Here is a 14,461-nt window from a genome sequence, read left to right on the forward strand (position 1 = left end):
AGGCCCGCTTTTTTATTGCGCGAATGTTCGAGGCGCACCCGCTCTGACAGCGTCATGGCCGGGCTTGTCCCGGCCATCCACGCCTTGCCGCACAGTCCGAAGAACGTGGATGCCCGGGCCTTCGCCTCGCCGAAGCGGCTTCGGCCGCGCAGGCGGGACAAGCCCGGGCGTGACGAGACCTCTCGAGAGGTGAAGGAAAATCTACCGCTCTGACAACGCCAGCTTGGCGCCGAGCGCGGCGAAGCCGGCGGCAAAGCTGCGGCGCAGCCAGGCCATGACGGCCGGGCGGGAGATGACACGCTCGCGCACCGCGGCGGCGGAGAAGCCGTAGAGGACGAACACCGCGAACGTCATCGCCATGAAGGCCCCGCTCAATTGCAGCACGCGCGCCAGCACATGGGCCTCGTCCGCCGCGATGAACTGCGGCAGGAAGGCGAGAAAGAAGATCGACAGCTTCGGATTGAGGATGTTGATCAGGAAGCCGGTGACGATGACGCGGCTGCTCGATCGCTCCGTGATCTCGCCGCCAACCGCCAGCGCCCCGGTCTCGCGCAGCGCCTGCCAGGACATGTAGAGCAGATAGGCGACGCCGCACCATTTCAGCGCGGCGAAGGCGAGCGCGCTGGTGTGAAGCACGGCGGCAAGGCCGAGCATCGCCGCCGCCATGTGCGGCACGATGCCGAGCGTGCAGCCGAAGGCGGCCGCCACGCTGGCGCGCGAACCGCGGGTCAGCGCCGCGGCCAGCGTGTAGAGCACGCCGGTGCCGGGGGAAGCGACGACGATGAGCGAGGTGAGCAGGAAGGACCAGGTCATGGACCGACGCTATCACCCCGGATCAAGGCGGGGAAGCCGATCCGTTCACCCCCCGCGCAACGGCGAAGCCGTTGTCGCTGGAGGTGGCCGCTTCTTCGGCGGCCCTCGAAGGGCGACGGCCCGGCTGCATCTCGGCCGTGCATCCTTCGAGGCTTGCGCTACGACACTATCGCGTCGCAGCGCGCGCACCTCAGGATGACGGAGTTGATAGCAGTTTGGTTCGCAACGAGGCGAAACCTATGCCGTCAGGACAGCTGAGCGATCTCGGCCTCGCGCAGCACGTCGAGCGGCGCCCAGGGCTTGGCCCAGAACTTGGCACCGTCGGGCAAGGCCTGCTTCAAGGGGCGGCCAGAGGTGACGACGACGTCGAGCTTGGGATTGCGGTGCTTGGCGACATGCGCGAGCTCGACGCCGTCCATGCGGCCGGCAAGCTGCACGTCGGTCAACATCAGGCAGAGCGCACCGGCGCTGTTGTCGAGGACGCGCTCGGCGGCCTCGGCGCTCTCGCACTGGATGACCTGGTAGCCGCTCTCCTCCAGCAGGACGCAAAGCATCTCCCGCTGCATGGCGTCGTCTTCAACGATCAGCGCTGTCGCGCGTAATGGCGTCGCTTGTCCCATCGGCGGCTCCCAATGCATGCCCTCATAACGCATGTTAAAAACCCAGGCGGACGTGGGTTCGGTTTCATTTCAAAAAAAGTAATTCATAGTTCCATCATCGGGCACTTGAAGGGGGAACTCATGACGACGATTCGGGGCGCCGCCGCCATCACGGGAGCTGCGAGCGGCATCGGCCGGGCGCTGGCGATCGAGCTCGCGCAGCGCGGCTGCGACCTTGCGCTGGCCGATCGCGACGAGGGCGGATTGAAGGCGCTCGCGGCGGAGATCGGAACAACGCGCAAGGTCAGCCTGCATCGCGTCGACGTCGGCGAGGCCGGGAACATCGCGCAGTTCGCAGGCGAAGCCATCGCCGCGCATCCCGCCCTCGGCATCGTCGTCAACAATGCCGGCGTCGCGCTGATGGGCTCGTTCGAGGAGATCGACCAGGCCCAGATGGACTGGTTGTTCGACATCAATTTCTGGGGCGTGGTGCACGGCACGCGCGCCTTCCTGCCGCATCTGAAGACGAGGGACGAGGGGCACATCGTCAACCTCTCCTCGATCTTCGGCATCATCGCCCCGCCGGGCCAATCGGCTTATGCCGCGGCGAAATTCGCGGTGCGCGGCTTCTCGGAGAGCGTGCGGCACGAGCTCAGCGTCGCCGGCAGCCCGGTGAAGCTGTCGGTCGTGCATCCCGGCGGCGTCGCCACCGCGATTGCGCGCAACGCGCGCACCGGCGTCGGCGTCACCGACAATGCCCGCCGCGCGCAATCGATCGAGCGGTTCGAGAATGCGGCGAAGACCTCGCCGAAGGACGCGGCACTGCGCATCATCAGGGGCATCGAGCGGAACGAGCCGCGCATCCTGATCGGCAACGACGCCCGCTTCATGGACCTGCTGCAGCGCTTCCGCCCGGGAACCTATTGGGCGCCGCTGCAGCGGCGGCTGGAGAAGATGGCGAAGGGGACGTAGGCGTGGCGCTTCACCCTCCCCTGGAGGGGGAGGGTCGGCTCACATTGAGCGCAGCGAAATGTGAGACGGGGTGGGGTGACAGTCTCTCCACATCCGATACTGCCCGAGTGGAGAGATCACCCCACCCCGCTCGCGCTTCGCGCGATCGACCCTCCCCCTCCAGGGGAGGGTGAAGTCACTGCCCCATCAGCCGATCGGCGAAATACCCGATCGTCTTGCGATAGACCACCGCCCTGTTCCACTCGCGCATCGCCTCGAAGTTCGGCGTGCCCTCGCCATAGGGCTGGCCCATCTTGAAGCCGCTCGTTTTCAAGAGGTTTGCGGTCGAGGCGAGCACGTCGGGGATGCTGTGGCGGAGGTCGACATGGCCGTCGCCGTCGAAATCGACGCCGTACTTGATGTAGGACGACGGCAGGAACTGGGTCTGGCCGATCTCGCCGGCATAGGCGCCGATGAGATCGCGCAGCGGCAGGTCGCCGCGCTGCACGACCTTGAGCGCGGCGAGCAGCTCGCCCTGGAACAGATCGGTGCGGCGGCAATCATGCGCGAGCGTCGCCAGCGTGCGGATCACCGGCAGCTTGCCGGTGTCGCCCTTGCCGAAATCGCTCTCGAGGCCCCAGATCGCGACCAGGATATAGCGTGGCACGCCGAATTGCTGCTCGATACGCGACAGCAGCGCGGCATGGCGCTGCAGCAGCGCGCGGCCGCCATTGATGCGGCCGGGGCCGACGCGGGTCGAGACGTACTGCTCGAAGCTCTTGTTGAAGGTGTAACGCTGGCGCCGGTCGAAGGCGAGCACGGCCCCATCAGGCGTCACGCCGCTGAGCGCCGCATTGGTCACGCTTGCTGAGACGCCCGCGGCCTGCGCCTCCTGCGCCATGCTGGCGATGAAGCTGTTGAAGTCGCCGCCGCAGCGGGCGGCCTGCGCCGATCCGCCGGCCAGAGACACGACCAAGGCGGCAGCGAGAAGCAGTCTCAGCATGTGGAGCAATCCCCCAAGAATCCTCAAGAATCCCAGTGCGAAGCAGCGCTGAGGATCATGCCCGGGAACGCCGCAACCGTCAAAGCGCAAGGCTTGAAGAGCAAGGATTGAAGGCAACGCCTTGAAGCACAAGGCTTGATCCGCATCAAACCGTCTCACACCGTGCTTTCTAGACTGAGCCGAGCAGGAGAACCGCACATGACCGGAATTACCTTGACCGCCGAGCAGATCCGCAATGCGCCCGCCTTGGTGCGGCAATGGATCGAGCAGGAGGTGATCGCCGCGCTCGGCCTTGCGCCGCGGACGCCGGCGGCCGTGCCGCCGCAAGTCCCCCACCTCGTCGCCTGCAGCGTGGAGGACATGGCCGGCGTGCTCGAGCACATCCGCGGCGTGCTTCCTGCCGTGAACGTGCTGTTCGAGCTCGGCCGCCCCGGCATCAGCTTCGGCCGCCCCGCGGTGATGACGTTCCGCCTGATGGACATTCTGCATCACACCCGCCTGCAGGAGATCGGCGAGGTCATGACGTGCCTCGAAATGATCAACCAGGCGCTGACCGCGGTGAAGAAGGACGCTTCCGTGCGGTTCTGCGGCTTCGACAATGAGGGTCACTGCCTGATCGCGCCGCAGACTCAAGAGAGCATCGCGACGCTGTGGCAGACCATGATGGAACGGCAGCAGGCCGCGCGCGCCGCGCCGGCGGCGTGACGGTGAAGGGTGTCGCCATGCCCAACCACCAGCAGCCTCAATCCGGCCGCTCCCTCCTGCGCATCCCGCTGTTCCGCCTGCTCGCCATCAACCTCGCGATCGGCGCCTGCGCCGCCGTGCTCTTGGTCGGCGGCCTGCTCTGGCTCAATCCCGGGCATCTGCGCGAGCTGATCTTCGCCGACCGCGCACCCGGTATTGCGCTTGTGCTGCTGCTCGCCGCCTTCCTCATCACGTTCGGCTCGGCCGCGATGGGGAGCGCGATCATGGTGCAGGGACGGAAAGAGCATAGCGCCAAGGGCGGCGGACATGGGTCTCGCCTCGCCGTGCAGGAGGTGACGCAGCACCCGCGCGCGCGTTGAAAGACAGACGATCCGACCCTGCGGCTGGATCTGGGATGCCACCCTTTGCACGTCCGCGGGAAGACGTGCAGACGAACGCACTCTCGGACAGAACGTCGCGCGCTCGCTGCATTGCGAGAGCGAGTGAGATGAACAAATTGATTTGGAAATCCACACAATTGTTTCGATGCGCGACTGCATCACACATCGCACACGGCGCATATCTGATGCGCTGGCTGCGACATCGACGCCACCACGATTTGCCTTGCCATCGCGGCGCGCCTTCTATAGCGTTCTATTTTAGGTTGTCGCCCTGCCAGCCCCGGGCGACGCTGAAAAGATAAACGGCGGGCTTCGGCCCGCCGTTTATTGAAGGGCATGTATTGAAGGGCGTGGCGACGATCCCGAAAGTCATTTGACTGCGGCGTCCTGATCGAGGACAAGCCGCCATGGCCAAGAAACCCGGAACCAACCCCAAAGGCGAATTCGCCTTCTTCAACGTCGTCTATGCCGACGATTCCCAACGCTCCAATCGCCGCGTGCCAGCCGAACTCCTCGGCGGCCTCGACGGCGACGAACCCGCGCGCGCGTTCATCATGGAGCAGGACCGCGAGATCGCGGAGAAGAGCGGCCGCCCGCCGCTGGAGATCAAGCGGATCGAGCGGGTGGGGGCGAAGAAGAAGTAGGCCCTCAGCTCCTCCACGCCATTGCGAGCGCAGCGAAGCAATCCAGGAAATGTCTCTGCGGAAAGACTCTGGATTGCTTCGCTGCGCTCGCAATGACGACAAGACAAAACAAAACGGCGGGCCAAGGCCCGCCGTTTTGCTTTGGATCGCTGTCAGCGATCAGTTATCCAAAAAGCTCCGCAGCTTCCGCGACCTCGACGGATGCTTCAGCTTGCGCAGCGCCTTCGCTTCGATCTGACGAATACGCTCTCTCGTCACCGAGAACTGCTGTCCCACCTCTTCCAGCGTGTGGTCGGTGTTCATGCCGATGCCGAAGCGCATGCGCAGGACGCGCTCTTCGCGCGGGGTGAGCGAGGCGAGGACGCGCGTCGTGGTCTCGCGCAGGTTGGACTGGATCGCGGCGTCGATGGGCAGGATCGCGTTCTTGTCCTCGATAAAATCGCCGAGATGTGAATCCTCCTCGTCACCGACCGGCGTCTCCAGCGAGAGCGGCTCCTTGGCGATCTTGAGGACCTTGCGCACTTTCTCCAGCGGCATGCCGAGCTTTTCGGCGAGCTCTTCCGGGGTCGGCTCGCGGCCGATCTCGTTGAGCATCTGGCGGGACGTGCGCACGATCTTGTTGATCGTCTCGATCATGTGCACGGGGATGCGGATGGTGCGCGCCTGGTCGGCGATGCTGCGGGTGATCGCCTGCCGGATCCACCACGTGGCGTAGGTCGAGAACTTGTAGCCGCGGCGGTACTCGAACTTGTCGACCGCCTTCATCAGGCCGATGTTGCCTTCCTGAATCAGGTCGAGGAACTGCAGACCGCGGTTGGTGTACTTCTTGGCGATCGAGATCACGAGACGGAGGTTGGCTTCCACCATCTCCTTCTTGGCCTGGCGAGCCTCGCGCTCGCCCTTCTGCACGGAGTGCACGATCTTGCGGAACTCGACGATCTCGAGGCCGGTCAGCGCGGCGAGCTGATGCACCTCGTGGCGCAGGTCCTTGATGCGGTCCTTCTCGTGATGGACGAAGTTCTTCCAGCCTTTTGCGGACAATTTCGAGACGCGGTTGAGCCAGCGCGGATCGAGCTCCGAGCCGGTGTAGTTGCGCAGGAAATCCTCGCGCGCGACGCCGTGGCTATCGGCAAGGCGCATCAGGCGGCCCTCATGCGAGACCAGGCGCTTGTTGATGTCGTAGAGTTGCTCGACGAGGCTGTCGATGCGGGCCTGGTTGAGGCGCAGCGACTTCACCTCGACGATGATCTCGTCCTTCAGCTTCTTGTACTTGCGCTCCTGGTGCGGCGAGAGCGACTCGTTCTGAAGCTGGTTCTGGATATCCTGCTCCTGAAGCTTGCGCAGCTTCTTGTAGCTGTCAGCGATGCGATCGAAGATCTCGACCACCTTCGGCTTGAGCTCGGCCTCGATCGCCGCGAGCGACATCTGGTTCTCGAACTCGTCGTCGTCCATGTCGGCTTCGGCCGCAGCCTCGCCGGGATCCTTCTCCTCGCCCTCGGGGGCGGCCGCAGGCGCGGCGCGGAACGGGGTCGGCGCCGGCGGCGCCGCAGGCGGCGCGACATGCGCGGGCGCGGCTGCAGACGCCGTGGCTTCGCCGCCCTCGGCGGACGCTTCGCCGTTCTCGCCATTGGGACCTGCGATCATCGCAGTGTTCATGCCGCCCTTGGCGTCGGGGCCGGCATAGGTCGCTTCGAGATCGATGATGTCGCGGAGGAAGATCTTGCCCTCGTTGAGCTCGTCGCGCCAGATGATGATGGCCTGGAAGGTCAGCGGGCTTTCGCAGAGGCCCGCGATCATCGCCTCGCGGCCGGCCTCGATGCGCTTGGCGATCGCGATTTCGCCTTCGCGGGAGAGCAGCTCGACCGTGCCCATCTCGCGCAGATACATGCGCACGGGATCGTCGGTGCGCTCGCCCGGCTCGCTCTTCTTGACCTCGGTGACGGCCTTCTGGGTGACCTCGACGAGCTCGTTATCGGTCTCGTCGTCGCCCTCGTCCTTCTCTTCCTCGCCTTCGGTGTCGTCGGCTTCGGTGACGTTGATGCCCATGTCCGAGAGCATCGACATGATGTCCTCGATCTGTTCGGGCGAGGTCTGATCGGACGGCAAGACTTCGTTGAGCTGATCGAAGGTCACGAAGCCGCGCTTCTTGGCCTGCTTGATCATCTTCTTCACTGCGGCGTCGGACAGGTCGAGCAAGGGCGAGGGCGCGTCCTGGGAATCCTTCTCCGGCGCATCCGCTGCCTTGTCGTCTTTTTCCTTGTCTTTCGCCTGCAGCGTCTTTGCCTTGGTGGCCATCCATTGCTCCTAAACGCGCTTCATGCGAGGCGCCCGCCGCGCCTTGCGTGAATTCACATGAACCTGTTGCTCGACGCTCTCGCTTCGGCAGCTCTCGACACGGAAAGGGCGGCGCACAAACCTCTCGCCACCCCCAACTTTCTCTCGCCGGAATTGCCTAACGCTTCGTCAGCCTCTTTGTCGCGGCGGATGCAGGTGTAGTGCCAACAGCGATTGCGCGGATTCATTCCTGACGCGTCTGTTATGCCTGCGGCCGCCTCTGGGCCAAAGTGCTACAAGACCGTTAAGCCTCGATTAACCCTGTTTTTGCCGCCAAACCCAGGATTTGGCGAGTCTTTTAGCGGTACCAGCTGCGGCCGTCCGCATGATTCTTTCATCACATGCTCTTCTGGAGCCGGCCCGACAGCTCGCCAAAACCCTCGATCAGGGCCTCGGTACCGTCGACTTCCCCCATCCGAGCCTTGACGTCACGCAGCCACGCCAAATTGGCCTCGCTGGGATCCTCCCCCAAGGCCAGCTCGGCGTCTTTCAGCTCTCTAAGTAGTGAATGCCATTGCCGATGCAAGGCAACCAGCTGGTGCCAGGTGGCAAGAACGTCGTCCCGGGCCGCGCCCTCGCGGGCGGCCCACACCGCCTGGGTCGTGATGACGTTCTCAACCCTTTGAAGAGTTTGAGAAAATCCACCTTTTTCGAGGTCCCCCCGCATTTTTTCGGCCTGCTCGCCGGGGTCCGGCGAATGGTGATGGTCGTTGGCGAAGGCGGCAATGATGCCCGCCCGGAGCTTATGGGCCTCGGAATGGGCCAGCTCCAGGGCGGCGACCTCCTCCAAATGCTCGTGCAGCAGCCAGGGGTGGTTGATCAGGCTTTGCAGGATCAGGGCCTCCCGGCGGGAGATGGCGCTGCGCTGGCCCCGCAGGATCGGGCTTGCCGCCAACTGGGGGCTCGCCGCCTGGTAGGGGCCGGACGGCAGCGGGGCCGGACCCGGGGCGCCGCGGCGGCCGCCGAACCCTTGTCCGCCGAATCGATTCGCCCCGCCCCGCGGCTGGAACGGCCGGCCGCCACCGGGGCGGAAATTGCCACGGCCGCCAAAGCCCCGCCCGCCTTCCGGCGCGAAGGTGCGCTGCAGCCGCTCGACGAAGTCGTCGCGATAATAACGCCGCACCACCTCGTCGCGGATGCCGTTCGTGAGGTCCTTGATGCGGGCCTCCAGCGCGGCGCGCCGCTCCGGCGTGGCGAAATTACCGCCTTCGAGCTCGCGCGACCAGATCATGTCGGCGAGCGGACGGGCGGCGGCGATCACCTCCTCGATCGCGCCGCGCCCGCCGGAGCGCACGAGATCGTCAGGGTCCTGCCCTTCCGGCAGCAGCGCAAAGCGAAGACTCTTGCCGGGCGCGAGGAATGGCAAGGCGAGGTCCGCAGCACGATACGCCGCCTTCTGTCCGGCGCGGTCGCCGTCGAAGCAGAGGATCGGCTCGTCCGCCATCTTCCAGAGCAGCGCGAGCTGGCTCTCGGTGAGCGCGGTGCCGAGCGGCGCGACGCTGCCGGCAAAGCCCGCGGTGACCATGGCGATGACGTCGACATAGCCTTCGACCACGATCAGCGGGTTGCCGTCATGGGTGGCTTTGCGCGCGGTCTGGTGGTTGTAGAGATTGTCGCCCTTGTGGAAGAGCGGCGTCTCCGGCGAATTCAGGTATTTTGCCGGCACGTCCTTCTCCAGCGCGCGCCCGCCGAAGGCGATGACGCGGCCGCGCAGATCCGTGATCGGAAACATCACGCGATCGCGGAAGCGGTCGTAAGGCACGGGAATGTCGTTGCCGGCCACGAGCAGTCCGGTCTCGATCATGTCCTCGACGGAGACACCGAGCTTGCCGAGATGCTCCTTCAGCGCGAAGCGATCGGGCGGCGGCGGCGCATAGCCGAGGCGGAACTGCAATTGCGTCGCCGGCGAAATGGCGCGGTCGGCGAGATAGCCGCGTGCTTTCGCACCCACGCGCGAGGCCAGCGTCTCGGCGAAGAATTTCGCCGCGAGATCCATCACGTCATACAGCGAGCGCCGCCGCTGCTCCTCGCGCGCCGCGTTGGGCGTCCCCGCCGGCAGCGGCAGGCCCGCCATGTTGGCAAGCCGCTCCACCGCCTCGGCGAACGGCAGGCCGTCGGTCTCCATCACGAAGGTGATGATGTCGCCGTGCTTGCCCGAGGAGAAGTCGTGATAAAATCCCTTCTGGTCGTTGACGTAGAAGGACGGCGTCTTCTCCTGCTGGAACGGCGACAGCCCCTTCCACTCGCGACCCGCCTTCTTCAGCTTGACGCGCTTGCCCACGACCTCGGAGACCGAAAGCCGGGCACGAAGCTCGTCGAGGAACTGGGGTGTGAAGCGCATGGCTGGATGGAACTCTGTCAGTGGCCGCACGCGGCCGCCCAACTCAGAAAGGCAAATCGTTGCCTTGCTTCAATTGCTCATTTAATGTTCTCGATATGTTCAGTCCATATCCACTTTGTCCACATGCGCAATTTGTCTCCAAGACGAATACCGACACGCGAATATTGACAGCGCCCGCGCACGCATCAGCGCGAGCCTGATGCCGCGAGCGTTCGCCTTCATCCGTCACCCTGAGGTGCTCGCCTCTTCGGCGAGCCTCGAAGGGCGACGGCCCGGCTCTAACCGCGTCAACTACTGAGCATCGGCTCGGCCGTTCATCCTTCGAGGCTCCCGGCGCGATGCATGGCATCGCGCCACTCGCGCCTCAGGATGACGGAACGGGCAACGGAAGGCTTGAACCGCGCCCGGTTCCACGCTTCCATACCGCCATGTTCAGGACCTTTCGAGGCGGCCAGAGCGGGGGCTGGCGGGTGACCTCGATTTCGCCTGTGACGGGCGAGCCCCTGCCCTTCGTGCCGGCGTTGTCGGTGACCGACAGCGAGGCCGTGTCATTGCCGCTGGTGCCCTCGCGCAATGCCTGGCGGCTGGTCGGCGTCGCGAGCAGCCTGCGCTACACGGAGCGGGCCGAGAAGCAGCAGCTCGTCGCCGTGCAGGCTGGCCTCGGCCGGCTGGAAGCAACCAGCGCGGCGCTGATCCCGATCCGCAAGTCGCAGGCCTGGTGGGAGCTGACCCAGGAAGAGCGCCGCAAGATCTTCGAGGACAAGTCGCACCACATTGCCAGCAGTCTTCGTTTCCTGCCCGCGATCGCGCGCCAGCTCTATCATTGCCGCGACCTCGGCGGCCCCTTCGATTTCCTGACCTGGTTCGAATTCGCCCCCGCGCACGCCTCGCTGTTCGAGGAGCTGGTGGCGATGCTGCGGCGGACCGAGGAGTGGACCTATGTCGAGCGCGAGGTCGACGTGCGCGTGGTCAAGGAAGTGCTGTCGGCTTGAAGCGGCACCAACGGTGCGCTCCCTCGCCCCGTTCTTACGGGGAGAGGGTTGGGGTGAGGGGCCTCTCTCCACGCTTGAGGTCGTCGAGAGACCTGTACCCCCTCACCCGGATTGCATCTTCGATGCAATCCGACCTCTCCCCGCAAGCGGGGAGAGGTGAAGGCCGCGTGCGATTTCAACGCTCCAGGAAGCGCCCGGATTCGATGCGCGGCAGATCGGTGACCGGCCAGTTGTAGACGTAGGTCCAGGCCTTCTCGGTGGTGCCATCGGAGCGCGTCACCTCGATCATCTGCCGCAGATATTCGGTCGGCTCCGGAAAGCCCTCGCCGCAGGCCTCGTACATGTCGAGCTCGCGCAAGAGCTCGTCCGGCACACGCAGCTGAAACAGCTCGCCATGAACGACATCGGTCGGCGTCTCGGAGAGCAGCAATCCCGGATAGTGCTTCACCAGAACGAGCCGGCCGCGGCAGGTGGCTTCGCCGAGGAATTCCGCATGGCCGGCGAGCAGCCGCGCCATCGGGTGGTCGAAGCCGCGCATCAGGGTGCCGTAAACGAAAAGTCGATCCGAGCTCATGCTGTTCCAACGTTGCGGCATCGGTGCGATACCGCTACTCCGTTTACACAGTTTGTCATTCCATAGGCAAATCAGGATGGCTTTGGACATAGCCGACGCAACCGATCAATTGCTCGGCGAGGGCGACATTCCGCCCGTGCATGAGGTGAATACGGCAGGGACATCGCCGTTCCTGCTCACCGCGGACCATTACGGACGGGTGCTGCCGCGCGCGCTCGGCGATCTCGGCGTCGCGGACGGCGATCTCGTCAGGCACATCGCCTGGGACATCGGCATCGCCGGCGTCGCCGAGCGGCTCGCGGAAATGCTCGATGCGCATCTGATCGCGCAGCGCTATTCGCGCCTGGTGATCGACTGCAACCGCCCGCCCGGCGTCGCAAGCTCGATCCCCGTGATCTCCGAGGCGACCGCCATCCCCGGCAACGAGGATCTGTCAGCCGCGGCCAAGGAGATGCGCCGGCGCGAGATCTTCGATCCCTATCACCGCCGGATTGGCGCGGCGATCGATGCGCGCGTCAAGGCGGGCAAGCCGACGGTGCTGGTGGCGCTGCACAGCTTCACGCCGGTCTATTACGGCGATCCGCGGCCCTGGCACATCGGCACGCTCTACCACCGCGACACCGTGCTGCCGCGGCTGATGTTGCAGCATTTGCGGGACGAGAGCGCGCTCGTCGTCGGCGACAACCAGCCTTATGCGGTGAGCGACATCACCGACTACACCATCCCGGTCCACGGCGAGGCGCGCGGCCTCGTCAACACCGGCATCGAGATCCGCCAGGACCTGATCGCCGACGAGAGCGGCCAGCAGCAATGGGCCGAGCGGCTGGCGCGGATCCTGCGCGAGGTCGAGGCAACGCTGCGCAAGCAGGGAATGGCGTAAACGTCACTTCGCTCGCGTCAGCGCCAGCCAGATGCCGCCGCCGATCATGAAGCCGCCGGAGATGCGCGACATCATCCGCGTGCGCCGCGCCGAGAAGAATTTTCGCGCGCGCCCGGCGGCAATCGCATAGAGCGCATCGGTCATCACGGCGGTGATCATGAAGGTGGCGCCCAGCAGAGCGACCTGCGGGAAATGCGGCTGACTCATGTCCATGAACTGCGGGATGAAAGCGCCGAAGAACACCAGCACCTTCGGGTTCGACAGCAGCACCAGGAAGCCTTGCAGGAAAAAACCGCCGCGCGGCGGCGGTGGCGGCGCGTCGATATCGACGCCCTCGACCGGCGCCCAGATCAGCTTGATGCCGAGCCAGACGAGATATGCGGCGCCGGCAAAGCGCACCCAGTCGAACCAATAGCCCATGGTCGCCATCAGCGAGGTCAGGCCGATTGCGACGATGCCGATGACGATGGCCAGCCCGGCCTGCGCGCCGGCCACGTTGATGAGGGCCGCACGCGTGCCATGGCGCAAGCCATTGGCGATGACGAGGGTGACGATCGGCCCCGGCAGCAGCGCCAGCGCAATGCAGGCGGCGACGAAGGCGAGGTAGGCTTGCATGGACATCATGGAAGGGACTCGCTGACGGCGGTTTCGCCGCATTAATGCATGGCGAGGGCTGGAACGGAAGACGTTCCCTCTCTCCCCGCTGTAGCGACTTGACATGCAACCGTTTGGTTGCCTATTATCCGGCCATGGATGACGTCTTCAAAGCGCTCGCCGATGCGTCACGACGGTCGCTGCTCGACAGGCTTCACGCCAGGAACGGTCAGACATTGAACGAGCTTTGCGAAGGCCTCGCCATGACGCGGCAGGCCGTCACAAAACACCTTGTCATTCTCGAAGAGGCCAACCTGGTGACGACCATCAGGCAGGGCCGCGAGAAGCTGCATTACCTCAACCCGGTGCCGATCCATCAGATCGGCGAACGCTGGATCAAGAAGTTCGAGCGCAGCAAGCTCGCCGCGCTCAGCGAACTGAAACGCCAGTTGGAGAAACGCGATGAGTAAGCCGGAGTTCGTCTACGTGACCTACATCGAGACCACGCCCGAGAAGCTGTGGCAGGCGCTGACGTCGAGCGAGTTCACCAGGCAATATTGGTTCGGCGCCGAGGTCAGGTCGGACTGGACGGTCGGCTCTCCCTTCGCGCTCACGCTCGACGGCGAGGTCACCGATTCCGGCGAGATCCTGGAATCCGATCCGCCGCGACGCCTGTCCTACAGCTTCAAGCACCATAAGTTCGAAGAGCTGCGCGACGAGCCGGTCTCACGCGTCGTCTTCACGCTCGAACCGTTCGGCTCGCTCGTGCGTTTGACGGTACTGCACGACGGTTTCGTCGAGGGCGGCAAATATCTCGGCGCCATCTCCAACGGCTGGCCGGCGATCCTGTCCGGACTGAAGAGCCTGCTGGAGAGAGGCCAGGTCCTTTCCATCCCGCGCACGGCGCTCAACAAGGGATTCGACGCAAAATGAACCTCGATCAGTTCAAGCCGCTGACCGTCTACACCACCTACATCGCCTCGACGCCGGAGAAGGTGTGGGAGGCGCTGACGTCCGCCGCGTTCAGCCGGAAATATTTCTCCGGCTTTGCGGTGGAGATGGAGCCGAAGCTCGGCGGCAGTTTCATCGTGCGCACACCCGACGGCTCCGAGCACATCCGCGGCGAAGTGTTCGAATATGATCCACCGAAGAGGCTCACGGTGAGCTGGAACGTCAATTGGCCGGGGCTCGTGGAGAAGCTCGGCACCACCATTGTCACCTACGAGATCGAGACAGCCGGCGAAGCCGTCCGCCTCACCATGAGCGAACGTCACGACCGCGAGCTCAGCGACGACATCCTTTCCGGCGGCCGCGCCGGCTGGCCCGCGATCCTCTCCGGACTGAAGAGCCTGCTGGAGACCGGCAAGGCGCCGCATATCGAGATGTCCCCGCCGGTGCGGTTGCTGGAAGCGCTGAAGGCGATGGGGATCAAGACGCCTTAATTGAAGAAGGACAAACATCGGTATCTCTTCCCTCTCCCCTTGTGGGAGAGGGTGGCTCGCCGCGTAGCGGCGAGACGGGTGAGGGGTTTCTCGCCGCGCACGCTTCTCTCAATGAGTTCGCGGAGAGAGACCCCTCATCCGGCGCCATGGCCGATGCAAGCATCGGCGTTCTTAGGAACGGCGGCCGAAGGCCGCCTATGCCACCTTCT

General features: G+C 64.9%; 16 protein-coding genes. 9 read left to right on the plus strand and 7 right to left on the minus strand.

Features of this window, described 5'->3' with window-relative positions:
• Positions 1-201 precede the first annotated feature (201 nt).
• Entirely contained in the window at positions 202-813 is a 612-nt protein-coding gene (locus N2604_RS35470; RefSeq protein ID WP_260372582.1) for a LysE family translocator, read from the minus strand.
• A 245-nt stretch (positions 814-1,058) separates the two neighbouring features.
• On the minus strand, positions 1,059-1,433 hold the full coding sequence (locus N2604_RS35475; protein WP_260372583.1) for a response regulator: 375 nt from the start codon (positions 1,431-1,433) through the stop codon (positions 1,059-1,061).
• 120 nt (positions 1,434-1,553) lie between these two features.
• On the opposite strand from N2604_RS35475, the gene N2604_RS35480 reads away from it, so the two are divergent.
• On the plus strand, positions 1,554-2,384 hold the full coding sequence (locus N2604_RS35480; protein WP_260372584.1) for an SDR family oxidoreductase: 831 nt from the start codon (positions 1,554-1,556) through the stop codon (positions 2,382-2,384).
• A 175-nt stretch (positions 2,385-2,559) separates the two neighbouring features.
• On the opposite strand, the gene N2604_RS35485 is transcribed toward N2604_RS35480, so the two are convergent.
• Positions 2,560-3,366: a lytic murein transglycosylase gene (locus N2604_RS35485; protein ID WP_260372585.1), complete on the minus strand. Its 807-nt coding sequence runs from the start codon at positions 3,364-3,366 to the stop codon at positions 2,560-2,562.
• Between the two features lie 198 nt (positions 3,367-3,564).
• On the opposite strand from N2604_RS35485, the gene N2604_RS35490 reads away from it, so the two are divergent.
• The 3 genes from N2604_RS35490 to N2604_RS35500 all read left to right on the plus strand — a co-directional run bounded on the left by N2604_RS35490 (position 3,565) and on the right by N2604_RS35500 (position 5,095).
• Positions 3,565-4,071, plus strand: a complete 507-nt coding sequence (locus N2604_RS35490) for a hypothetical protein (RefSeq protein WP_260372586.1) — start codon at positions 3,565-3,567, stop codon at positions 4,069-4,071.
• A 17-nt stretch (positions 4,072-4,088) separates the two neighbouring features.
• A complete protein-coding gene (locus N2604_RS35495) occupies positions 4,089-4,430 on the plus strand; it encodes a hypothetical protein (protein WP_260372587.1) in 342 nt (113 codons plus the stop codon).
• Positions 4,431-4,858: 428 nt separating this feature from the next.
• Positions 4,859-5,095: a hypothetical protein gene (locus N2604_RS35500; protein ID WP_197959751.1), complete on the plus strand. Its 237-nt coding sequence runs from the start codon at positions 4,859-4,861 to the stop codon at positions 5,093-5,095.
• Between the two features lie 159 nt (positions 5,096-5,254).
• Here N2604_RS35500 and rpoD read toward each other — a convergent pair whose 3' ends face one another.
• Together rpoD and dnaG are read right to left on the minus strand one after the other, a co-directional pair.
• Complete coding sequence (rpoD, locus tag N2604_RS35505) at positions 5,255-7,390, minus strand: RNA polymerase sigma factor RpoD (protein WP_260372588.1); 2,136 nt, start codon at positions 7,388-7,390, stop codon at positions 5,255-5,257.
• A 376-nt stretch (positions 7,391-7,766) separates the two neighbouring features.
• A complete protein-coding gene (dnaG, locus tag N2604_RS35510; protein ID WP_260372589.1) occupies positions 7,767-9,770 on the minus strand; it encodes a DNA primase in 2,004 nt (667 codons plus the stop codon).
• Between the two features lie 428 nt (positions 9,771-10,198).
• Here dnaG and N2604_RS35515 point away from each other — a divergent pair, with 428 nt between their 5' ends.
• On the plus strand, positions 10,199-10,762 hold the full coding sequence (locus N2604_RS35515; RefSeq protein ID WP_260372590.1) for a chlorite dismutase family protein: 564 nt from the start codon (positions 10,199-10,201) through the stop codon (positions 10,760-10,762).
• A gap of 175 nt (positions 10,763-10,937) precedes the next feature.
• Here the strand turns inward: N2604_RS35515 and N2604_RS35520 are convergent, their stop codons facing one another.
• Positions 10,938-11,336 (minus strand): gamma-glutamylcyclotransferase, encoded by a 399-nt coding sequence (locus N2604_RS35520; protein ID WP_260372591.1) that lies wholly within the window; start codon positions 11,334-11,336, stop codon positions 10,938-10,940.
• 76 nt (positions 11,337-11,412) lie between these two features.
• Here N2604_RS35520 and N2604_RS35525 point away from each other — a divergent pair, with 76 nt between their 5' ends.
• Positions 11,413-12,216, plus strand: coding sequence for an N-formylglutamate amidohydrolase (locus N2604_RS35525; RefSeq protein ID WP_260372592.1), 804 nt, complete (start codon positions 11,413-11,415; stop codon positions 12,214-12,216).
• A gap of 3 nt (positions 12,217-12,219) precedes the next feature.
• On the opposite strand, the gene N2604_RS35530 is transcribed toward N2604_RS35525, so the two are convergent.
• Positions 12,220-12,840, minus strand: coding sequence for a LysE family translocator (locus N2604_RS35530; protein WP_260372593.1), 621 nt, complete (start codon positions 12,838-12,840; stop codon positions 12,220-12,222).
• 125 nt (positions 12,841-12,965) lie between these two features.
• On the opposite strand from N2604_RS35530, the gene N2604_RS35535 reads away from it, so the two are divergent.
• Genes N2604_RS35535 through N2604_RS35545 form a run of 3 tightly spaced genes read left to right on the plus strand, consistent with a single transcriptional unit; the run spans position 12,966 to position 14,252 of the window.
• The gene (locus N2604_RS35535; protein ID WP_260372594.1) at positions 12,966-13,280 is read left to right on the plus strand and encodes a helix-turn-helix transcriptional regulator; all 315 of its coding nucleotides are present in this window, start codon (positions 12,966-12,968) and stop codon (positions 13,278-13,280) included.
• Positions 13,273-13,743 carry an SRPBCC family protein gene (locus N2604_RS35540; protein ID WP_260372595.1) on the plus strand — a complete coding sequence of 157 codons (471 nt, stop codon included), beginning with the start codon at positions 13,273-13,275 and terminating at the stop codon, positions 13,741-13,743. Before N2604_RS35535 ends, N2604_RS35540 begins: the two co-directional genes overlap by 8 nt.
• Positions 13,740-14,252, plus strand: a complete 513-nt coding sequence (locus N2604_RS35545; RefSeq protein ID WP_260372596.1) for an SRPBCC family protein — start codon at positions 13,740-13,742, stop codon at positions 14,250-14,252. Before N2604_RS35540 ends, N2604_RS35545 begins: the two co-directional genes overlap by 4 nt.
• Positions 14,253-14,461 lie beyond the last annotated feature (209 nt).

It is taken from the genome of Bradyrhizobium sp. CB1015 (assembly GCF_025200925.1).
Lineage (GTDB): Bacteria > Pseudomonadota > Alphaproteobacteria > Rhizobiales > Xanthobacteraceae > Bradyrhizobium.

Bases quoted from the DNA above. Each gene is read 5' to 3' on its own strand.
- N2604_RS35470 (WP_260372582.1), bottom strand. From the start codon at position 813: ATGACCTGGTCCTTCCTGCTCACCTCGCTCATCGTCGTCGCTTCCCCC.
- N2604_RS35475 (WP_260372583.1), bottom strand. From the start codon at position 1,433: ATGGGACAAGCGACGCCATTACGCGCGACAGCGCTGATCGTTGAAGAC.
- N2604_RS35480 (WP_260372584.1), top strand. From the start codon at position 1,554: ATGACGACGATTCGGGGCGCCGCCGCCATCACGGGAGCTGCGAGCGGC.
- N2604_RS35485 (WP_260372585.1), bottom strand. From the start codon at position 3,366: ATGCTGAGACTGCTTCTCGCTGCCGCCTTGGTCGTGTCTCTGGCCGGC.
- N2604_RS35490 (WP_260372586.1), top strand. From the start codon at position 3,565: ATGACCGGAATTACCTTGACCGCCGAGCAGATCCGCAATGCGCCCGCC.
- N2604_RS35495 (WP_260372587.1), top strand. From the start codon at position 4,089: ATGCCCAACCACCAGCAGCCTCAATCCGGCCGCTCCCTCCTGCGCATC.
- N2604_RS35500 (WP_197959751.1), top strand. From the start codon at position 4,859: ATGGCCAAGAAACCCGGAACCAACCCCAAAGGCGAATTCGCCTTCTTC.
- rpoD (WP_260372588.1), bottom strand. From the start codon at position 7,390: ATGGCCACCAAGGCAAAGACGCTGCAGGCGAAAGACAAGGAAAAAGAC.
- dnaG (WP_260372589.1), bottom strand. From the start codon at position 9,770: ATGCGCTTCACACCCCAGTTCCTCGACGAGCTTCGTGCCCGGCTTTCG.
- N2604_RS35515 (WP_260372590.1), top strand. From the start codon at position 10,199: ATGTTCAGGACCTTTCGAGGCGGCCAGAGCGGGGGCTGGCGGGTGACC.
- N2604_RS35520 (WP_260372591.1), bottom strand. From the start codon at position 11,336: ATGAGCTCGGATCGACTTTTCGTTTACGGCACCCTGATGCGCGGCTTC.
- N2604_RS35525 (WP_260372592.1), top strand. From the start codon at position 11,413: ATGGCTTTGGACATAGCCGACGCAACCGATCAATTGCTCGGCGAGGGC.
- N2604_RS35530 (WP_260372593.1), bottom strand. From the start codon at position 12,840: ATGATGTCCATGCAAGCCTACCTCGCCTTCGTCGCCGCCTGCATTGCG.
- N2604_RS35535 (WP_260372594.1), top strand. From the start codon at position 12,966: ATGGATGACGTCTTCAAAGCGCTCGCCGATGCGTCACGACGGTCGCTG.
- N2604_RS35540 (WP_260372595.1), top strand. From the start codon at position 13,273: ATGAGTAAGCCGGAGTTCGTCTACGTGACCTACATCGAGACCACGCCC.
- N2604_RS35545 (WP_260372596.1), top strand. From the start codon at position 13,740: ATGAACCTCGATCAGTTCAAGCCGCTGACCGTCTACACCACCTACATC.